This window comes from Chondrinema litorale (assembly GCF_026250525.1).
Classification (GTDB): Bacteria; Bacteroidota; Bacteroidia; order Cytophagales; family Flammeovirgaceae; genus Chondrinema; species Chondrinema litorale.
On record NZ_CP111043.1, the window covers coordinates 3,438,196 to 3,457,981 of the forward strand.

Sequence of the window (19,786 nt, forward strand, 5' to 3'; positions counted from 1 at the left end):
AACTAGCTAAAATCTGCGATTTCGAGGCAAAAACCACTACTATGTACATTAATGACCTTAATTTTCTTGTCTTTTTTTAAGTATTTCCTGATTTTAGAAATAAACACATCTAAGCTTCTTCCTTTAAAATAATCGTCGTCGCCCCAAACTTGTATCAAAATATCACTTCTTTTTACTAGACTTTCTCTGTTAGTTACAAGTATTTTTAGAATTTCGGCTTCTCTTTGTGTGAGTCTATTAATTTCATCATCATACTTTAAAAACTGATTTTTATAATCAAACAAATAGTCGCCAATTTGGTAAGTGCTTTGTTTTTGTATGGCATTTTTACTGTTACGTCGGAGTATTACTTCAATTCTTAAGAGAAGTTCTTCTATGTTAAAAGGTTTGGTGAGGTAATCGTCGCATCCGGTGCGAAAGCCTTTAATCCGATCTTCTTTTAAAGACCGCGCACTTAAAAACATGAAAGGTATTTCCAAACCAGAATTTTGCATCTCTTTGGCGATACTCAACCCATCTTTTCCAGGAAGCATTATATCTAAAATGCAGACATCATATTTAAACTCTTTAAGTGTGTTAATAGCTTCGTTTCCATCCTGTATAAGTGTTACGTTGAGGTTGTTCATCTCTAAATTGTCTTTGATGATAAAACCCAAACTTTCGTCATCTTCTACCAATAGAATATGTGCTTTTTTGTCAGAATCCATCATTTTGCTAACTTAAAGTTGAGGATAACATCTGTACCATAATCTAACATGCTTCGGATGTCTATTTTTGCGTTATGGGCTGCAATTACTTTTTGTACATAATATAAACCCAGTCCAAAGCCTTTTTTTTCTTGAATATGATCTGGTGGAATACGGTAAAATTTCCTGAATACTTTCTTTAAATGTTTTTTAGGTATGCCTTTACCATTATCAGAAATAACAATGATGATTTGATTCTTTCTGTTATAGGTTTTTATAATGATTTCGGTATTCTGCTCTGTATATTTTATCGCATTTTCGAGAATATTATAAAACACATTAAGGCAGTGTAGGGCATCGGCTACAATTGTATCTTTAGTAGCTTGTAACTCAGTTCTAATATTTATTTCTTTATTAACTGTCGTTTTTACCTTTAGCAAATCATGTAAAAGCTCATGCACTTGTACCTTTTCAAATTTTAGGTTTTGTTTTTTTACATCAGTCTTTTCGAGTAATTGCTCTACTTGGTTTTTTAGGCGATTACTTTCTTTATTAATCAGATTAGCATAAGTAGTAATTCTTTCAGGGTTAGAAATTACTTGTTCTTTTAAGAGTGAATTACTCGAAAGCAAAATACTGGAAATAGGAGTTTGAAATTCGTGTGTCATATTATTCACGAAATCTGTTTGAAGTTCTGTGAGTTTTCTTTGCCTTAAAATCACAAACAGAGAATAAGAAAAGAAAGCAAAAACGATTAATAATACTCCCGAAGAGAATAGCCAAATATTCATGCCAGCGATAATAGCATGGAAGCTATCTGGGAAATGTACTATAAAGAAGTAATTGTCATTTGCTGGCAATTTAAATTCGTTTTCGGCATCTGAATTTGTTTTACAGTTTTGATCCATACAAACAAAGGAGCCATAATTAAGAGTGCCACTTGTACAATCGTAAATAGCAAATTCAAAATCTGTAATGAGGTTTTGTAAGTTTAGTTCCTGTTTAATAAGCTCTTGTAAAACTGATGGGTCTACAGGCTGATTCACCATTACGCTAAACACGTTTATAGAAAGTTGTTCTACAAGATTTTTTGCAGGTAGCTGTGTATCGTTAATCTTAGAAATTCTTCTACCAACATTATTTAAAGCAATACTAGTTTTAAGAATAAAAGATTCTCTTCTTATATCAAAAGCTTGTTTAAACCAATAAACCTGTACTACCACCATACCCAGTAGCGAGAGTACCGCTAGCACAATAAATATCCTTATAGTTTTTCTGTGCATGATTTTTCAGACATTTTTTTATATAAAAATCCTAAATCAATAGCTGTAATTAGCAGTTTAAAGTGAGTTTAACATTTCATTAACATCGTTTACAGGATCATTAACAGGCCTTTCGAAAGAGTCAGCGTACTTTTATTTCAGTATTAATCAAATCTTAAAAATTAAAATTATGAAAAAAACTTATTTAATCTGCGCTGGAATTTTGGCTATGCTAAGCTTAATGTCTTTTAATGTTTTAAAAAACAATGCCGCAAGCTTGGTTTGGTCTACTCAAAAAATTGATTTAGGTAAAATTGATCAAGGTAAACCAGCAAAAGTAAATTTCTCATTTACAAATGAGGGAAATGAGCCACTCTTAATTACTGAGGTAAAAACATCTTGTGGTTGTACAGTTTCATCGTGGCCAAAAGAGGCAATTGCGCCTGGTGAGTCTTCTGAGATTGCAGTATCTTATAATGCAGCAAGAGCTGGTAGATTTAATAAGACTGTAAGAGTTTTTACAAATGCTACAGTGCAAGAATCTATAATAACTATTTCTGGCGAAGTGGTTGCTGAGTAAACTTAAAATTAAGTCCATTTTATTAGCAAAGCTGTACATATAGTACAGCTTTGTTTGTTTTATGTGATTCCACATATTTGTTTTTAAATAATAAACTTATTAAAGTATGCTGGGAAAAGTATCTTATAATGTGTTGAGTGACTTTTGTGGGCTAGAATGATGTACTTTACCAATATTTTTTTATGAATTAATGTTTTATTGAAGCAATAAAATATTGAATTTTTTATTTAAAAGTTACACAAAACCAACAGCTAAATCTTTATAATGTTAAGTTGGGAAGAACAAGGAATTACAGACGGGATTGATCTGGAAAGGCTAAAAAACTGCCTTTGTAATTATAATGCGGATGATACTTTTTATGTTTGGTTACCCGAAAGTAATCCAGTTTTTGCTGTATTGGTTAAATTTATATTGCTTCAACAAAATGTTAGACAAGAGAATCTTAATATATTTGTTTCTTCAACAAAGGCTTTAGAAGTTCCAAAGTCCCTTCCACTAGATTTTCTACAATTTTTGCCAGAAAGTATTACATCTGATTATATTGATAATGATGGAAAAAATCTGATATTGAGATCCGATTTTTTTGAAAATATCAATTTCTTACATCACGACTTACCAACATTACTCGAAGTAGCAGTCTTAGATTTAGTAATAGTATCAGAAAGCTTTTCTTATAAGAGTGATCAGGAAAAACTAGAAGCCTTAGCTTTTATGCAAATGGCTTCATCTCGTCAAACAAATATCTTTTTTCTTGCAGAAGATGAGATTCTAGACAAGCAATGCTTTTTAAAAAGAGATAAGGAATATCCCTATTTGTTTAATGTGACAGATGCAGAAGAGTGTGAATTTTTAGATGTACATCATTACAAAGCAATTGTAAAAATAAATAAACAACTCGGCAAGTCTTATCGAGAAAAGTCTGTAGAGCTAGATCAATTGAACCAGACAGTTGCCAACTACAATAAAAAATTAGAGAAGTCTAATGAAGAACTGCATAAAACCAATAAGGAAATTGCAGATTCTTTTACAGAACTTAAAAAAGCCAACACGGTTCTAAAACACAATGAAACCTTTATAAATGCTGTATTTCAGATAGCAAATGTGGGTTTGAGCATTATCGATGTAGATGGAAACCTTTTAAGGGTAAATAGAGAGTTCTGTAATATCTATTCCTATTCAGAAGAAGAATTAATTAATAGCAAGGTTGAATCTATCATACCTGATAGCAATTCTTGCAAACTTATTTATCATTCATCAGAAAAGATTCAGAACGGTTTTGCTAGTCGGTTTACAGAGTTAAAAAGTACTTCGGATGTTTCTAAGGGAATAAAGAAAGATGGAAGTAAAATTATGGTACTCAATAGTACCAGTGCGGTAGTTACTGAGCAGGGTGAAAAGTTTTATATCAATACTGTAAGAGACATTACCGAAAGTTCTCGCGATTTACACTTATTACACGATACACTAGATTCGCTTAGAATAGGCGGTTGGGAATACGATATCCATCTAAAACAACTGTTTTATACAGACGAAATCAACAATATTCTGGAGGTTGAATCTAAAAGCAATTTATCTCTATCTACACTAAGAAAATATATATATCCGGAGAGCTTAGGAGAATTACAACAGAATTTTCTGAAGATTTTTAAAGAGAAAGCAAGCTTTGTACAAGAGATATTAGTTCAGTCTGATAAAAAGTCAATTAGACACCTCAAGCTAACAGCTCGTTCGGTTTATCAGGGTGATACATTCTTAAAGTTAAGTGGCACAGTTCAGGATATTACAACCATTAAACTAGAGGAGAAGAAAGTTAAAGAAAGTAGGCAATTGTATAATGCCTTAACAACTAACTTTCCTGGTGGAACGATTGATATTATAAACAAAGATTACGAATATGTTTTTACCGGAGGGCAAGAGTTAGAAGACTTACCCCAAAATGCCGAAGATGTAGTTGGTAAAAACATCTATGAGATATACTCTAAACCGCTGGCTAAGCAACTTAAAGAACATTTAGAAAGATGTTTTAAAGGTGAGCATGTAACTTTTGATATTTCTTATCAGGGGAAATATTGGAATGCATATGCCATACCGCTGAGTAATGAAGATAATGAAGTAGACAAAGTGATGTTGCTTTCACAAAACATTACCCAGCAAAGAAAAGCAGATATAGGTTTAAAAGAAACACATAAATCTCTTTCAGACTTTAGAAAAGCGCTTGATGTTGCTTCTATGGTGGCCATTCTTAATGAGCAGGGAGAGATCAGTTATATCAACGAAAACCTTTCTAGGCTATCAGGATATAAGTTGGATGAGATTACAGATAAGTCTATCGATTTTCTGTTTGATTATAGTCGAATGGTTTCTTCCTTTTTTGATGAAATTAAAGAATTGTTGTTCGCAGGAGATATTTGGAAAGGTGAGCTAGTTGGCAGAAACAAATTGGGTAATATTTATTGGCTTAATATGTCGATAATTCCTTTTGTAGATGAAAAAGGAGAACCTTATCAGTTTTTGGCAGTAGGTAGCGACAATACTACCAGAAAACTCGCTGAAGAGCAACTTAAAATTCAGAATAAAGAACTTACCAGAATAAATGGTGAGCTAGATCGCTTCGTTTACAGTACTTCGCATGATTTACGCTCTCCACTAGTTTCAATTTTAGGCTTAATTAATATTGCCAGATTAGAAATAGAAGAAGGAGGAGCACTTTCTTCTTATCTTGATATGATTGAAAAAAGTGTGAAAAAGCTAGATGGTTTTGTGCAAGAAATTATCGATTATTCGCAAAATGCCAGACTGGAAGTAAAATATGAAGAAATTGATTTCGAAGAGATATTTGCAACAACTGTGGCCAAATTGCAGCAAATAGATGGTGCATCTCAAGTAGATTTTCAGATTGAAACAGAACTAGAGGTCCCATTTTATTCAGATATTTCTAGAATTGCAGTAATACTTAACAACCTCATTACGAATTCTATTATCTACAGAAGTACACGTATAGATAATCCTTTTGTAAAAGTAAGAATTAAGGCCAATAAAAATTTTGCACTTATTGAAGTTGAAGATAATGGCAAAGGAATCTCAGAAGATTATATTGAAAATATATTCGATATGTTTTTTAAGGCAACTACGTTTAGTAGTGGTTCAGGTCTTGGTTTGTACATCGTAAAAGAGTCTATAGGAATACTTGAGGGCGAAATTGATGTACATTCAATGCAAAACGAAGGAACAACATTTATTGTTAAAGTACCAAACGGTGCTAGAAATATTGATATAATTTCATAGCAATAATGGTAATTTTCGAAGATTTGAAGCGTATAGGTAATAGCTTGACAAACGAGATACAGAATGTTGAAAAGATATATTAAACCATTATTCCTAACTGCATTATTCTTATTTTCTCTACAAATTCTACATGCCCAAGAGTCTGAATCTATTGAGTATTATTTAAAACAGCTCAAAACGTATAAGGATAGTGGAGATCAGGAAGATATTAATAGTAGTTTACTCCAAATTGCATTTTTATATTGGAACAAAGGAGATCGAAACGAGGCAATAAAATACTTTAAAGAGTCTATCCAGATAAATGAAGCTGTAGGAAACTCGAATGGTATTTCTCACGCATTTAATAATATTGGAATAATCTATTCTGAACTAGGCAATTCCAATGAAGCAGAAAAATACCTTGAAAAAGCTTTAAACCTAAGAAGAAAATTAAATGATAAGTTAGGGCTTTGCAATACCTTAATGCATCTGGGTATACTCAACAACAATGCTGGTGATTATCAACAATCAATTACCTATTTGGAAGAATGTAAAAAACTTGCTCAAGAGTCTGGTTCTATGCTCGAACTAACAGATAGTTATCTTTATTTATCACAAGCATATGAACAAGTTGGAAATAACGAAAAAGCTCTTGAAAACCATCAGTTATACACAGAGGGTTTTAAGTTTGAAGGAGACCAATATCTAGACGATCTTACTCAAAAGTTTGAAGCCGATAAGTCTAAGTTAGAGAGTGAAAAGCAGCTTACCAAACTTGAGTTAGCACAAAGAAACAAAGAGCTAGAGATTATAAAATTACGTGAGAGAGAAATTGAAGCACTAGCCAAAGCAAGAAAAAATGAAATTGCCTTGCTAAAAAAGACCAAAGAGCTTCAAGATGCTAAATTGAAAGAGCAAGAAGCTCAGATTCGTGCTGATAGAATATTAATCATTTCTGTAATATGTGGGTTGGTATTAGTTGTGCTATTGGCTTTGGTGCTTACTTGGGCTTATTTCCAAAAAATTAAGACTAATAAATTATTACAAGCACAGAAGAGAGATATCGAGAAGAAGAGCATACAATTGAGAGTGCAAAACGAAAAGATTGTTGCCTTTGATGAAAATGTGAAATTAAAGAATCAGGAATTAGAGATTAGTAATAAAAAGCTTCTCGAATTAAACGAAGAAATTAAACACCTCAATGGCATCGTTGTAAACGATTTAAGAGGGCCTTTAAGCCATATTGAAGACTTAATAGAGATTGTTTATGAAAATGTACCTAAGCTTACAAAAGAGCAAACAGAGTATGTAAATAGTATTGTGGAGTCTACAAAGCACCTACGAACCTTAATTGTAGATATGCAGGAAATTGATGAGCTAAGGAAAAAGGGAATAACACTTGATATTAAAGAAAATGACTTAGGTGAAATTCTGAGTGAGGTTATTAATAGAGAAATAAAATCTGATGCTAAAAGAAAGCATATTGAAATACACACTAGTTACGATCAGGAACCAAAAATTGCTGAAGTAGACAGAAATTATGTAAGTCAAGTATTTAGAAACCTGTTATCTAATGCTACTAAATTTTCACCTCCTGGTAAAAATATTTATGTATATCTCAAAGAAGAAAAAGGCAAATTGCTTACAGAGATTAAAGACGAAGGACCAGGGTTAAGTAGTGAAGATAAAGAGAAATTATTCAATAGATTTTCCAATTTGAGTGCAAAGCCAACTGCCGGAGAACCGACTACAGGTTTAGGTTTGTCTATAGTAAAAGAATACACAGATATTCTTAATGGTAAAGTCTGGTGCGAAAGTGAGATGGGAAAAGGAGCCTCTTTCTTTGTTGAGTTTAAGGCTCACCATGGAGAAAGATTATCTTAAAATAATTTGATTTTTTTAGGGATGAGCATAGGAGTATTTTTCTGATATTTTTTATACTCATCTCCATACATACCTATTAGTTTTTTTTCTTCTAACCAGATACCAACAAACAAATACGAAATGCTTAAAACTGTGGTAATAAGGTTAGCTGTATTAGGAGAGAAAACAAAGAAACCAGCAACAATAAGTATTGTGCCTAAATAGAGCGGATGGCGTACATAAGCCAATACACCATCTTTTTTAAATTTTTCTGTTTTATAATTTACTTCTAATTGTTGTAGCCCAAGAAAATCTTTCATGTTATAAGATTTAAAGGCATGTCTTATAATGAAAACACCATATGTTGCCAGCATTAATCCAATAAATTTGCTAAAGGTAGTTTTCGGGAAAATCCACTCTGCAGGAATAATAGCCGAATATAAAAGTATGGCAAATAGCCCCGTTACTGATACTATATTATAGAATAAGCGATAATACCTCTTTAAAAATGAGAGCTTTTCTTTAACTGAATTAGTGGCAAGTAAACTGTGAATTGCAAAGTAAACTATCCATAAAATGGATAATAGAAGGTGTTCTTTCATTGATAAAGTTTTGCAGATAGCTCATTAGAAATTTTGAATGAGATACTTTTTATAGCACTTTCTTCAAATCCATATCTAATAGCTTTAGATAAAATAGTACAACTTTGATCAATAAGAATTGGTTCGTGGTAGACCTTCCAATGAATATCTGTTTCACCATCTGGTAAGTATGCATAAAGTATTGAAGCGCCAGCAGTAGAACAGGATATACTTAGGTCTATAGGAGTTTCTAAATCTCCACCTTCTTGAGAAAAGCTAGGAGATTCTGTAATAAGTTCATACTCAGAGTCTGGTTCCATGGCTTTGCGCATCTCATCTTCAGGAGTATTTATAAACCCGCCAATCTCATTTTCAAGCCTATTATATTCTTTGCGCATAGCAGCTAAATCATCGAGAAAGTAGTCTCTTTCTGCTAAGTTAACCAGTTCGTTCGGATCATTTTTAATATCGTAAAGCTCTTCTGTAGTTTTTTTGCTAGTAAATTTTACCAGACCTTCGTTTTGCTTTGTAGTTTTCCTCTTTTTAACATTTTTCATTATTTCCACAGTAGGGAAGCGATCTAAAATGTCAAAAGGTTCATCAAAAGGAGCTTCTTTTGTATAATTTCTAATGTATTTAAACTTTTCATTTCGAATGCAACGAAGTTTTTCATCAGCTTCGCCAATTCTGTCTCTTGCTGCAAAAATATAATCTCTTGTAGGGTGTTTTCTTTTGCCAAGAAATACCAAGCCTTGCATATATTCTGGAATTCTTATATCTAGGTTAGAAAGTAATGTAGGTGCCAAATCTATCAGACTTACTAATTGAGAGTTTACTGCACCACCATGTGTTACTCCCGGAAACTTGATAATAAGTGGAACTTGAATGCCTCCATCATACAACCATCTTTTACTGCCAGGTAAACCTCTTCCGTTTTCGCTAAAGAAAAATACTACAGTGTTTTTATCAAGCTCGTCAGTTTTAAGTTGCTGTAAGATGTTTCCGACCTGATTATCAAGTCTTTTAATGTTAATGTACATCCTAACAAAATCATCTTTAATCTTATTACTGTTAGCCAAATAGCCAGGTAGTTTTATTTTTTTCTTATCAATTTCGATGTTTGCAAATTCTGGAGATTCAGAAATATTTTTAACCAATGCTAAAATTTCGCTTTTTGGTAAGTCTGGATATTCTTTAGATAAAACTTCTTCTAATTCTTTTTCTGGTAAGTTGTATTTCTCTTCGGTTTGCGAGAGATAAATTGTACTAAAGAAGGGTGTTTCTTTAGGTCGATTTTCCCAAGCATATCTGTACTCATTGCTGTCGCTAGGCGAGGAAATTTGATCCCATGTAGTTGCAGCTTCGCTAAAAGGTACCGAAGTGTTACCTCTAAGGCTACAATAGTAACCATTTGCTCTCAAGTATTCAGTAAAAACTTTTACATCAGCAGGAGGTATAATATTGGTGTTATTTGATCCTGGATCCACATGTTGCATGCCTATAACATGTGGATAGGTACCTGTAAAAATTGCAGATCTGGATGGCTCTCCATATGGAGAAGTACTAAATGCATTGTTAAATAACATACCCTGCTGGGCAAGTTGATCTATGTTTTTAGTATTAATAATGCCATTGTTACCATAGCAGCTTAAGTCTGGACTTAAATCTTCTGCAATGATCCAAATGACATTTAATTTTTTCTTTTCAGTTACTACTATATTTTCATACGTACTTTCTTTCTTTTGGCAAGAAAATATAGCAATTAAAGATATAATTAATAATTTGCGATAACTCATCTCTTAAACCCTCTTTTTTCCTGTCTTTAAAAAAATATTATTACTTAAAATAATTTTTCAATTCATCAATAAATATTAGGGCAGGACTCTATAATATCAGTGTTAATTCGGCTATTGATAATAAAAATTACAGTTTTATTTGCAAAATTCCTATAATCGATAGGTGATATTAGGCAAATTTTATAAATTTTTCAATTATTATTGCTTGCATAAACAACTGTTAACTATTGAGCATTAGAGGCATCTTTGCTACTTCCCATCAATCTTACCAGTATTTCGGCACCTGGTACTTCTTCCAAAATCACCTTAATTACTACTAATAATGGTACAGAAAGCACCATGCCTGTAACGCCCCATAAATAGCCCCAGAAGACAAGTCCAAGTAGTACAGTTATGGTATTTAGTGCTAAACTCGTTCCCATGAGCTTTGGTTCCAGAATGTTACCGAAGATGGTTTGTGCAGAAAACAGGGTTATGGTTAAGAATAATAATGGGCCAATAGAATCTAACTGAATTAACCCAAGTAGAAGGGGTGGAATAGTTGCAATAATAGAACCAAATGTTGGAATGAAATTTAGTATAAAAGCCAAGAAGCCCCAGAATAAAGCGAATTTTAAACCGAATATTAAGCAAATAATCCAGTATGCAAAGCCTGTTAAGAAGCTTACAAACACTTTTACTTTAATATAAGTAACAATGGAGGTCTTTACTTTTTCGAATCCATTGAGCAAATTAGTTTCTGGTTTACCTTCAGAAAGATACCTAATGTATTGTTCGTACTTTAAAATACCGCCAAGTAATACAAGTAAGTAAAGCAAAGTCATAAAAAACACAGAGGAAAAATTACCAATAGCTTCAGCAAAGTTCCCAGTAGATTTTATGAGCCAGTCTGCCGAGATCATTTGTGAAATTTGGTTTATAGCTTCATCCGAAGAAAGATCTAGTCCACTTAATTCATTAAACCAATAAAGCATGCTGTTAATCTTTTCATTGATTTGAGACAGCAACTCTTCCTTTTGTTCTACCATTGCTGCTCCTGTTTTATAAATGAGCATACTTATTAAATACAAAACACTTACAGTAGAGACAGAAATTACAATCATGCTGAGCATAAGTGGTATATTCTTTTTTTCAAACCAAGCTAAAAGTGGTTGAAGTAACAGTGCTAGAAAAAAAGCTAGAAAAAGAGGAATAAGTAAACTTGATAGTACAAACAGTATATAAATTAGCAGTATGGCAGTAATAAAAATTAATACGTTTTTAATGGCTCTTATATCTTTTTCCATATAGGTTTCCTCTTTTATAAGTAGTCGGAAATATAGTTAATCTGTTTTTGTTCTGTAAATACATGTATGGTATATTTCAGGCAAATTACCTCAATTATAGCAATTGTGCAGATTATGATAAACAAACTAGACAAGCTAACCATACAACTCATTATTATTTCTCTCTCATTTTTAATTTTTTCTTGTGGAGGTCCAGCACAAACCATTAAGCTCAATAGCCTTTTTACTGATAATATGGTTTTGCAAAGAGAAATTAAAGTGCCTGTGTGGGGCAAAGCTACACCCGGCAGAGATATTAAAATATCAATTGCAGATAAAGAATATAAAACTACTGCTAAAAGTGACAGCACATGGTTCATTCATCTTGAACCCCATTTAGCAGGAGGGCCTTATCAGTTAATTATTCAGGGAGAAGAAACAATTGTGTTGAATGATGTGATGTTTGGTGATGTATGGATTTGTGCAGGTGAAGGCAATATGGATTTACCTGTAATGCAATCTGCAAATGCAGAAAGTGAGTTGGCTAAAGCAAATCAGTTAGAGATCAGATTATTTAAAGCTGATCAAGTAAGTGCAAGAAGCCCGCAAGATAAAATTGAAGCCTCAAAAGGATGGAGACAATGTACTTCCGAAGAAGTAGCCAGTTTTTCTGCAGTTGCTTATCAATTTGGCAAACAGTTAAAAAACAACCTAGATGTACCAGTAGGACTCATTCAACTCTCGTGGAAATATACTCCGGTAGAAGCATGGTTAAGTGAAGATGCATTAATAGAGTTTCCGGAGTTTTCTAGGGAATTAAGTAAAATGAAAAACAATCAATTATCAGACAAGCAATTAAAAATTGAGTATGAGCATAATGTAGAAAGTTGGAAAGAACAATTGCTAAGGTCTGATCCGGGGTATACCTCTTGGTTATCTGCAAATTTTAATCTCAACGATTGGTCTAGAACTTATATGCCTTCAACTTGGGATAATATGGGTAGGGCAGATTTTAATGGTGTAATCTGGTTTAGAAAATCGTTCGAATTGCCAGATGACTGGAAAAGAGAAAAGCTAAGTTTAGGCTTGGGTAGAATTAGCGATATGAGCCATGTATTTTGGAATGGTGAGCTTTTAGCTTTTGATGAAGAAGATGGTGAAAATAGGAATTTCGAAATTCCAGCTAATAAAGTGAGAGCTGAAAACGAAATAATGTTGCGTATTACAGATTTAAGAGGGCAAGGTGGCATTATAGGAAATTACGATAATTTTAAAATCTCTAATCAGAGTGGAGATAGAGAATTATTAGCAGGTATATGGAGGTTTAGAGTTTCTCAGGAAGCTTCAGAAGTGCCTAAGAAACCAGAAAACCCACTAAGAGCTGGTAGGCCAACTGTTTTGTATAATTCAATGGTAAATCCGCTGGCACCTTTTGCATTTCGAGGTGTAATCTGGTATCAGGGGGAATCTGATATTTACAAGGCGCAGCAGTACGAAAAGTTATTCCCAGCATTAATCACAGATTGGAGAAACAATTGGAGCAGTACAGAAAGCAATCTGGGTGAGTTTCCATTCTTATTTGTACAATTATCTAACTATGGCAAAAAGGATGTAATTCCTCAAAATTCTGTTAGGCCACAACTAAGAGAAGCACAACTGCAAACATTGTCAGTTCCAAATACTGGTATGGCGGTTACAATAGATTTGGGTGAGGGAGATAATTTGTATCCAATAGATAAGCAGGAAGTATCTAAAAGGTTAGCATTAAATGCTTATAAACTAGCTTATAATATAGATTCCGTTTTTTCTGGCCCAATATATAAATCGATGGCTATAGAAGGTGGGCAAATTCGCCTAACCTTTGATTATATCGGAGATGGTTTAATGATAAAAGGAGGTGAAAAATTAGATGGCTTTGCTATTGCAGGAAGCAACAAAACTTTCGTGTGGGCAGATGCAAAAATTGAAGGGGAGACCATTGTTGTAAAAAGTCGTTTTGTAACTCGGCCAGTCGCTGTTAGGTACGGGTGGGGTAATAATCCAACTAGTAATTTGTATAACCGTAATGGTTTGCCAGCCTCTCCGTTCAGAACAGATACTTTTAATAGTAATTCAGGCGAGTAGTAAGAGATCTCTTATAACAACATACAGATAAGGTAGCTTTTAAAATGCTTACAGTATATAATTGTTACATAGTTAGATTGAACTTAATAGTTTGTATGTTGTTTTTCCCCTGAACAACAATTTTATATCATTGCAAAACCATTTTAATTTGAAGGGTTTAACCAGTCTCATGAAAAATATATTTTTGTTTCTTTTTTTAATGTTTATGGGTAAAAATCTCTTTGCTCAAGATAAAAGTAATGTTTCCGATTCCGGATTCGAACTAATTCTTAACACACTTCTTTCACACTCAGTACCAGAAATATCTGTAAAAGATGTGCAGTCTGAAAAAAATGAAGTTACCCTTTTAGATGCTAGAGAACCAGACGAGTTTGCAGTAAGCCATATCGAAGGAGCTAAGTTTGTAGGTTACGACAACTTTTCACTAGATAGTTTACAAGATATTTCAAAAAGTACTCCTTTAGTAATTTACTGTTCAGTGGGTTACCGAAGCGAAAAAATCTCTGAAAAACTGATTAAACAAGGTTACTCTAATGTGTCAAATCTATACGGAGGCATTTTCGAATGGGTAAATCAGGGAAATCCAGTAGTTACCGGAGAAGATGATAAAATAACTGAAGAGGTACATGCGTACGATAAAATCTGGGGATCGTGGTTAAGAGAAGGGAAAAAGGTTTATTAATTCGCATCATGAAAAATCAGATATTACTTCTATTATTTTTAGCTAGTTGTTTTGTTGCCCAAGCTCAAGAAGACTGGAACCTATCCAAAGAGCAAGATGGTATAAAAGTCTATACCAGACGTATGGAAGGCACCGGTTTCAAAGAAATTAAGGCTGTAGTAGAAGTTTCTGCAAGCCTCGACGCTTGTGTTGAGTTATTTAAAAATGCAGATGCTGCAACTTCTTGGGTAGATCGTATGGAAGAATACCGCAATCTGGAAGTGGTAAACGATAGCCTTTGGTATACATATGGTGAATTAGAAATTCCATGGCCATTTAATAATAAAGATTTTGTGGCTAAAAACACTTTATACAACAAGCTCGATTCTGGCATGTACGAAATTACCATTTCCAGTATGCCAGAGTATTACCCAGAACAAGATGGGAAAAAACGTATTAAACATTCTGAAGGGAAATGGATTTTTAAGCAATTACCCAATGGCAATGTGGAAGCAAGCCATAGAATTTTTGCTGAAGCCAACGATTTTTTACCTCCTTGGCTTGTAAACTGGGTTGTGGTTGGCAGTGTTTATAAAACTTTTGATGGATTTAGAGAGCAACTCAAGCAATTACCTTAGTAAATTACTCTCTAAATACTTCATTTAAAATCCGCTTAAAAGTATCATCAAGACCGGCTTCTATTACCATCTTTGCATTACTTACAGGGTGATTTAAAGTTAGAGACTGAGCATGCAATAACAATCTGTAACAGTTAAAATGCTCCCTAAATATTTGGTTGTGTTTACCATCTCCATGAGCAGTATCTCCTACAATTGGATGGAAGATGTGTTTAAAGTGTCTGCGGATTTGCCTTTGCCTTCCAGTATGTGGTTGAACTGAAACCAAAGAGTATCTACTCGTATTAAATTTACCGCTACTTATGGGTATTTCTGCTTTTTTTATACATGTGTAGCTTGTTATAGCGTCTTGGGTAACATTGGCTTTCGCTTTATGTTTGTCTTTTTTATCCACCATCTTTTTAAGCGGATAATCAATTTTATCATTATCTAAGGTAAAACCTCTGGCAATTGCTAGGTAATTTTTTTCTACTTCTCTCTCGGTAAAAGTTTCAGTTAACTTTCTGGCAATTTCATTATTTAAAGCAAACAGTAATACTCCAGAGGTAGGTTTGTCTAATCGATGTACTGGATATACGTATTTACCAATTTGATCTCTTAGAGTATGCATGGCATTAACTTGTTCATTAGGGTCAATGCTACTGCGATGGCATAACATGCCAGAGGGTTTGTTAATAGCTACAATGTAATCATCCTGATAGCAGATTTCGAGCAAACTTTCTAAAGCGTCCATTTGCCAAAAATAAGAAAAGATGATAGTAAGAAACCAGTTTAATTAATTTGAAAAAGAAGAAGACAAGTAATTGGTGGTAAATTAATTATGCAGTACTTTAATAAGTTACTGGTTCCCGGAGATTTATTATTCTATTACTAATCCGTATCTGTGCTCGTCGGCAATAATGCCATTTTTAATAATCGACTTTTTAAAAATACCTTCAAGGTTAAATCCGGCTTTTTCTAATACACGCATAGAAGCTTTGTTATATTCATATACTCCAGCATAAAAGCGCATGAGGCCAAATTCTTTCTTTCCATACATTGTAATCAACTTTACCGCTTCTGTAGCGATTCCTTTTCCCCAGTAATCTTCGCCTACCCAGTAGCCAATTTCCGCACTTAATCTATGTACATCTTTTTGTGGAATTAACCCTATTGAGCCAACAAGTTTACCTTTATAGGTAATAGCATAGTTTTGTATTGGAACTTCGCTTAAGCAGAGGTTTATAAAAAAATCAGCATCATCTTCTGAATAAGGATGCGGAAAGTAGTCTCTTAAGTTATCCCATAAATTTTTATTATTACAAAGCTTTGCTAATGTCTGTGTGTCTTTTTCTGAGAAAGGACGTAAAACAACATTTTCATTTCGCATAATTGTCATATGATAGAATTTTAGATTAAAGCTTAATTCTTCCATTGGAAGTTAATCTTCTAGATTGCTTATATATTACAAAAGTAACATAGTTTTGTTTAACATTTAAATTAGAATAGACCTAATTTAAACTAAAAAATTAAACAAAAAAGTATTTTACCTTAATTGTTGGTATGTAGAAGAGTGGTTATTTGAAGAAGTATCTCTTTATCATAAATTTCTGTTCGAGTAATGTTACGCTGCGTTGTAATATTGATATATCCGTAATTATGTATATCCCAAGAATAGGTCAATGGTTCAACTTCTAAATATTTTTTTTCTGCTTTTTTAACTAATTCAAAAAACTGAGCTATTTCAGTTTCAGTAAAATCTAAGCACCTTTTAAATCTCGCAGGATCGTCTGCATGGTGTGAAAAATAGTAGCCTACCAATGTAACCTGTAGCATTTTCCTTATGATGTTCACCTAAGGTGTAACCTTAATTGCTATATATACTCAACTGCATTTTTAGCTCTTCTTCACTATTTACTTTGAGATTTGCATATAAGAAACTGCAATAAATGCTGCTGATGATAAAAATGTATGGCATTTTAGTAAAAGCTATTTATACAGTTTTAATGGTTTATAAGAGCTATTTGTCTCTTTATTTAGGCATTGTAGAGTATTTAATTGTTTCTGATTTTTCTCATTAATGTAGAGTTTTTCTACAACTTTTATCACGAAAAAATATCACGAATTTTATAATTAACTGAAAATCAATTGTTTATAAACTATGATTTTTTTTGGATTAATTTTTCTACTAATACAAGCATTACCAAACTTATATATGGGTTATGCAATCGAAAGTATTTTTAGGCGGAACAGTGAACGGATCGAGATGGAGAGAGAAATTAATCCCTAATTTAGAGATTGACTACTTTAACCCGGTTGTGAAAGACTGGGATCAAAAAGCATATCAAAGAGAACTTTTGGAGAGAGAGCAGTGCAACTATTGTTTGTATGTTCTTACCCCAAAAATGGATGGATATTATTCAATTGCAGAAGTAATTGATGATTCTAACAAGCGCCCAACTCGTACACTACTTTGTGTTTTACCCAAAGAAGGATCAGCAAGCTTTTCTCCTTTTCAGCTAAAATCTCTTCAGAAAATTTCAGAAATGGTTAAAGCCAACGGAGGTAGAGTATTTAATTCATTACATCAAGTAGCAACATATCTAAACGAGAAAAGCAAAAGCCCTTGGCTTAATGGTATAAAAAACATTTGGCCTTCTCTCGGATACAATAAATAACATGAAACTATAGAACCAAAACTTATTCAACCATGAAAAGACATAGAAGAAACCGAATAAAATCAGGGAAGAAGGGCAGGTTTTACGGGCGATTATTTCAAATTATACTACTAGTAGCATTCACTTTTACTATATATCAAATTTTACTAGAAGAAGATAAAACAGAAGATATTTATACGCCAGTAAACATTGGTGAAGAACTAGAAGATGTGGGAAGAACCACAAAAAACCTACTAGCACAAGAAGTAGAAGATTTTAAAAGTGCAACACAAGAAAGGCTTAATGCTATAGATAGAAGAATAAACGAACTAGACAAACAAGTAGGAGAGCATGACGACCTACTTGAAAGAGAAGCCAGAGAAGAACTTAGAGAGTTAAGGGCTAAAAAGAGAGAACTAGAAAACAAGCTAGACCAGATAAGTCTTGATGCCAGTTTAGACATTAACAAAGTAAAGCAGCAGGTAAATACTACTTTGATCAATATCGAAGAGGATTTAGACAGATTATTCGATAGAGATAACATAGCATTAAAATAAACCTTAACTGTGATGAAAAAATCAATAAAATTATTTCTCGCTTTTATGCTGCTCTTAAACATTATACATTTTTTTTTCAAAAGCATTGATAGCAGCGACGATACCGTAACTCAAGAAATCCCTAACAATGTTTTTGTTATGAATAACCACGAGTAATACTTGAAAGAAATATACTAAATAAGAATAGAAGACCAATTAACCTAACAACCCAGCATATGTTAATCTACAAGAAAGTAAATACAGAAAATGAATTTGTAAGCAGTTTTGGAAATATAGATGCTATTGATGATAAAAAATCAGAGTTAACTTCTATGCTTCAAGTAAATACAGAAGTACAAAAAAAGCTTGAAAACTATATTTCAAACATCAATTTTTTGATAGAGAATTCTGGTAAAAAGAAAGCTTTTGAAATGAAAAAAATGGCTGCAAATCTAATTTCTGGTATTAAAATCAAAAAAGAAAGACTTGCTGGAATGAGTACTACAGAACTACTAACGGAAAGAAAATGCTGTGTAAACATAATTAACCTTCTAAAAGCACTAAGATACAGCTATGGATTTATGTGGGATAACCAAACGCTTATTTTACTGGGAATGCAACTCAGGTTTTTTAAAGGTCAGTTGCAAGGGTACGCAGCTTAATTACTTAACCGAAATATTAATCAAACACATGCACTAACATGAGAACTAAGACGCTAGGATTACTATTAGTAATAAGTTCATTTTTTATGATCTCAAACCTGCAAGCGCAGGATTATAATACTGCTGTTGGACTTCGATTTGGGAGTACAACAGGGTTAACCATTAAACATAACTATAAACCAAACGCTGCTGTAGAAGGAATTATAGGATTCTTCGGGAATGGGTTCAGCCTTACTGGACTTATCGAGAGACACCCACAAGCATTTGACGTAAGAGGATTACACTGGTACTACGGTGCAGGTGCACACATTGCTTTTTATCGCGATCCAAATAATTTCAATTCTGGATTTAACAGAGATATTAGAGATCGAGATAATGATGATATTGGAATTGGTATTGATGGTATTGTAGGGTTAGAATATAAGTTTCCAGATGGAGTGCCTTTGGCTGTTAGTATGGGATTAAAGCCTTTTGTTGAGGTTGATACTGAGGGAGATGTTGGGGCACTTATCGATCCTGGTTTAGGACTTAAAATTACCTTCTAGATAAATAGATATATGGGTTGCAGCTGGTACTACTGCAACCCATTCTTTTTTAATTTGAGGCCACTTCTAAGGTTTCGTCTACTCTACCGCAGTGCAACATCATATCACCAAAGTAAGGATTCATAATCTCCTCGTTTGTACTTAACCAATAAGCACCTTCATTATTAAAAGCCATTGGGCAATATTGTTTGTATATTTTGGCATCAACTGTACTTTCATCTGCCTTAAACATTTCATACATTTTTTGAGAGATGGTGTTAAAAAATTCTCTTTGTTTCTTCACATCTGTACTTGCTACAATTCCTTCTGCGGCCTCTTTAATTTCGCCATCTGTTAACTCGGTTAACTTACCAGCTGCTTTTTGAGCATACTCTGCATTGCTGGCAACCAAAGCATCTTTTAATACCATGTAAGCATCAGTAAGTGAGTTTATAGACGAATAAACTTCATCGAAATTTACCATAGTAGCTTCAGACTCTTCTTCGCTTTCTGTTCCAGCTACTGTATGATCTTCAGCAGAACCATTCTGAGAAGCACTATTGCAAGATGTAAAAAATAGTCCGGCTACAATCAAAGACATGATTAATTGTATGGACTTTAAACTTACTTTTTTCATGTTATTTTGTTTTAAAAGGTAATTAAAAATTATATAGATTGAATGATAGTATGTACTATTATAATTAGTGA

At 33.2% G+C, this 19,786-nt stretch carries 20 protein-coding genes; 11 read left to right on the forward strand and 9 right to left on the reverse strand.

From position 1 onward, the window contains the following. Nucleotides 1-2: 2 nt before the first annotated feature. Nucleotides 3-710, reverse strand: a complete 708-nt coding sequence (locus OQ292_RS14145; RefSeq protein WP_284682788.1) for a response regulator transcription factor — start codon at nt 708-710, stop codon at nt 3-5. Continuing rightward, nucleotides 707-1,969 carry a sensor histidine kinase gene (locus OQ292_RS14150; RefSeq protein WP_284682789.1) on the reverse strand — a complete coding sequence of 421 codons (1,263 nt, stop codon included), beginning with the start codon at nt 1,967-1,969 and terminating at the stop codon, nt 707-709. Before OQ292_RS14150 ends, OQ292_RS14145 begins: the two co-directional genes overlap by 4 nt. A 169-nt stretch (nt 1,970-2,138) precedes the next feature. Between OQ292_RS14150 and OQ292_RS14155 the strand changes: the two genes are divergently transcribed. From OQ292_RS14155 to OQ292_RS14165, 3 genes are all read left to right on the forward strand, one after another. Further along, a complete protein-coding gene (locus tag OQ292_RS14155) occupies nt 2,139-2,528 on the forward strand; it encodes a DUF1573 domain-containing protein (RefSeq protein ID WP_284682790.1) in 390 nt (129 codons plus the stop codon). 264 nt (nt 2,529-2,792) lie between these two features. Continuing rightward, nucleotides 2,793-5,813 carry a PAS domain S-box protein gene (locus OQ292_RS14160; RefSeq protein WP_284682791.1) on the forward strand — a complete coding sequence of 1,007 codons (3,021 nt, stop codon included), beginning with the start codon at nt 2,793-2,795 and terminating at the stop codon, nt 5,811-5,813. Between the two features lie 63 nt (nt 5,814-5,876). Beyond that, nucleotides 5,877-7,676 carry a tetratricopeptide repeat-containing sensor histidine kinase gene (locus OQ292_RS14165; protein ID WP_284682792.1) on the forward strand — a complete coding sequence of 600 codons (1,800 nt, stop codon included), beginning with the start codon at nt 5,877-5,879 and terminating at the stop codon, nt 7,674-7,676. Here the strand turns inward: OQ292_RS14165 and OQ292_RS14170 are convergent. From OQ292_RS14170 to OQ292_RS14180, 3 genes are all read right to left on the reverse strand, one after another. Next, a complete protein-coding gene (locus tag OQ292_RS14170; RefSeq protein ID WP_284682793.1) occupies nt 7,673-8,257 on the reverse strand; it encodes a methyltransferase family protein in 585 nt (194 codons plus the stop codon). The two genes, OQ292_RS14165 and OQ292_RS14170, sit on opposite strands and share 4 nt — an antisense overlap. Next, nucleotides 8,254-10,032 carry a sulfatase-like hydrolase/transferase gene (locus OQ292_RS14175; protein WP_284682794.1) on the reverse strand — a complete coding sequence of 593 codons (1,779 nt, stop codon included), beginning with the start codon at nt 10,030-10,032 and terminating at the stop codon, nt 8,254-8,256. Before OQ292_RS14175 ends, OQ292_RS14170 begins: the two co-directional genes overlap by 4 nt. Before the next feature lie 224 nt (nt 10,033-10,256). Continuing rightward, on the reverse strand, nt 10,257-11,318 hold the full coding sequence (locus OQ292_RS14180) for an AI-2E family transporter (RefSeq protein ID WP_284682795.1): 1,062 nt from the start codon (nt 11,316-11,318) through the stop codon (nt 10,257-10,259). A 114-nt stretch (nt 11,319-11,432) separates the two neighbouring features. Here OQ292_RS14180 and OQ292_RS14185 point away from each other — a divergent pair, with 114 nt between their 5' ends. From OQ292_RS14185 to OQ292_RS14195, 3 genes are all read left to right on the forward strand, one after another. Further along, nucleotides 11,433-13,421 carry a sialate O-acetylesterase gene (locus OQ292_RS14185; RefSeq protein WP_284682796.1) on the forward strand — a complete coding sequence of 663 codons (1,989 nt, stop codon included), beginning with the start codon at nt 11,433-11,435 and terminating at the stop codon, nt 13,419-13,421. Between the two features lie 169 nt (nt 13,422-13,590). Further along, a complete protein-coding gene (locus OQ292_RS14190; RefSeq protein ID WP_284682797.1) occupies nt 13,591-14,103 on the forward strand; it encodes a rhodanese-like domain-containing protein in 513 nt (170 codons plus the stop codon). A gap of 8 nt (nt 14,104-14,111) precedes the next feature. Next, nucleotides 14,112-14,720, forward strand: coding sequence for an START domain-containing protein (locus tag OQ292_RS14195; RefSeq protein WP_284682798.1), 609 nt, complete (start codon nt 14,112-14,114; stop codon nt 14,718-14,720). A 4-nt stretch (nt 14,721-14,724) separates the two neighbouring features. Here the strand turns inward: OQ292_RS14195 and truC are convergent, their stop codons facing one another. From truC to OQ292_RS14210, 3 genes are all read right to left on the reverse strand, one after another. Next, a complete protein-coding gene (gene truC, locus OQ292_RS14200) occupies nt 14,725-15,453 on the reverse strand; it encodes a tRNA pseudouridine(65) synthase TruC (RefSeq protein ID WP_284682799.1) in 729 nt (242 codons plus the stop codon). Between the two features lie 126 nt (nt 15,454-15,579). Further along, nucleotides 15,580-16,134, reverse strand: coding sequence for a GNAT family N-acetyltransferase (locus OQ292_RS14205; protein ID WP_284682800.1), 555 nt, complete (start codon nt 16,132-16,134; stop codon nt 15,580-15,582). Nucleotides 16,135-16,250: 116 nt separating this feature from the next. Beyond that, nucleotides 16,251-16,535, reverse strand: coding sequence for a hypothetical protein (locus tag OQ292_RS14210; protein WP_284682801.1), 285 nt, complete (start codon nt 16,533-16,535; stop codon nt 16,251-16,253). 386 nt (nt 16,536-16,921) lie between these two features. On the opposite strand from OQ292_RS14210, the gene OQ292_RS14215 reads away from it, so the two are divergent. From OQ292_RS14215 to OQ292_RS14235, 5 genes are read left to right on the forward strand one after another with little or no spacing between them, the layout of a single operon-like run. Further along, entirely contained in the window at nt 16,922-17,377 is a 456-nt protein-coding gene (locus OQ292_RS14215) for a nucleoside 2-deoxyribosyltransferase domain-containing protein (RefSeq protein WP_284682802.1), read from the forward strand. A gap of 32 nt (nt 17,378-17,409) precedes the next feature. Beyond that, entirely contained in the window at nt 17,410-17,913 is a 504-nt protein-coding gene (locus OQ292_RS14220; RefSeq protein WP_284682803.1) for a hypothetical protein, read from the forward strand. A 12-nt stretch (nt 17,914-17,925) separates the two neighbouring features. Beyond that, on the forward strand, nt 17,926-18,069 hold the full coding sequence (locus tag OQ292_RS14225; protein WP_284682804.1) for a hypothetical protein: 144 nt from the start codon (nt 17,926-17,928) through the stop codon (nt 18,067-18,069). A 59-nt stretch (nt 18,070-18,128) separates the two neighbouring features. Next, entirely contained in the window at nt 18,129-18,554 is a 426-nt protein-coding gene (locus tag OQ292_RS14230; protein WP_284682805.1) for a hypothetical protein, read from the forward strand. A 38-nt stretch (nt 18,555-18,592) separates the two neighbouring features. After that, nucleotides 18,593-19,099 carry a hypothetical protein gene (locus tag OQ292_RS14235; RefSeq protein WP_284682806.1) on the forward strand — a complete coding sequence of 169 codons (507 nt, stop codon included), beginning with the start codon at nt 18,593-18,595 and terminating at the stop codon, nt 19,097-19,099. Nucleotides 19,100-19,148: 49 nt separating this feature from the next. Here OQ292_RS14235 and OQ292_RS14240 read toward each other — a convergent pair whose 3' ends face one another. Next, the gene (locus tag OQ292_RS14240) at nt 19,149-19,715 is read right to left on the reverse strand and encodes a DUF3347 domain-containing protein (protein ID WP_284682807.1); all 567 of its coding nucleotides are present in this window, start codon (nt 19,713-19,715) and stop codon (nt 19,149-19,151) included. Nucleotides 19,716-19,786: the final 71 nt, after the last annotated feature.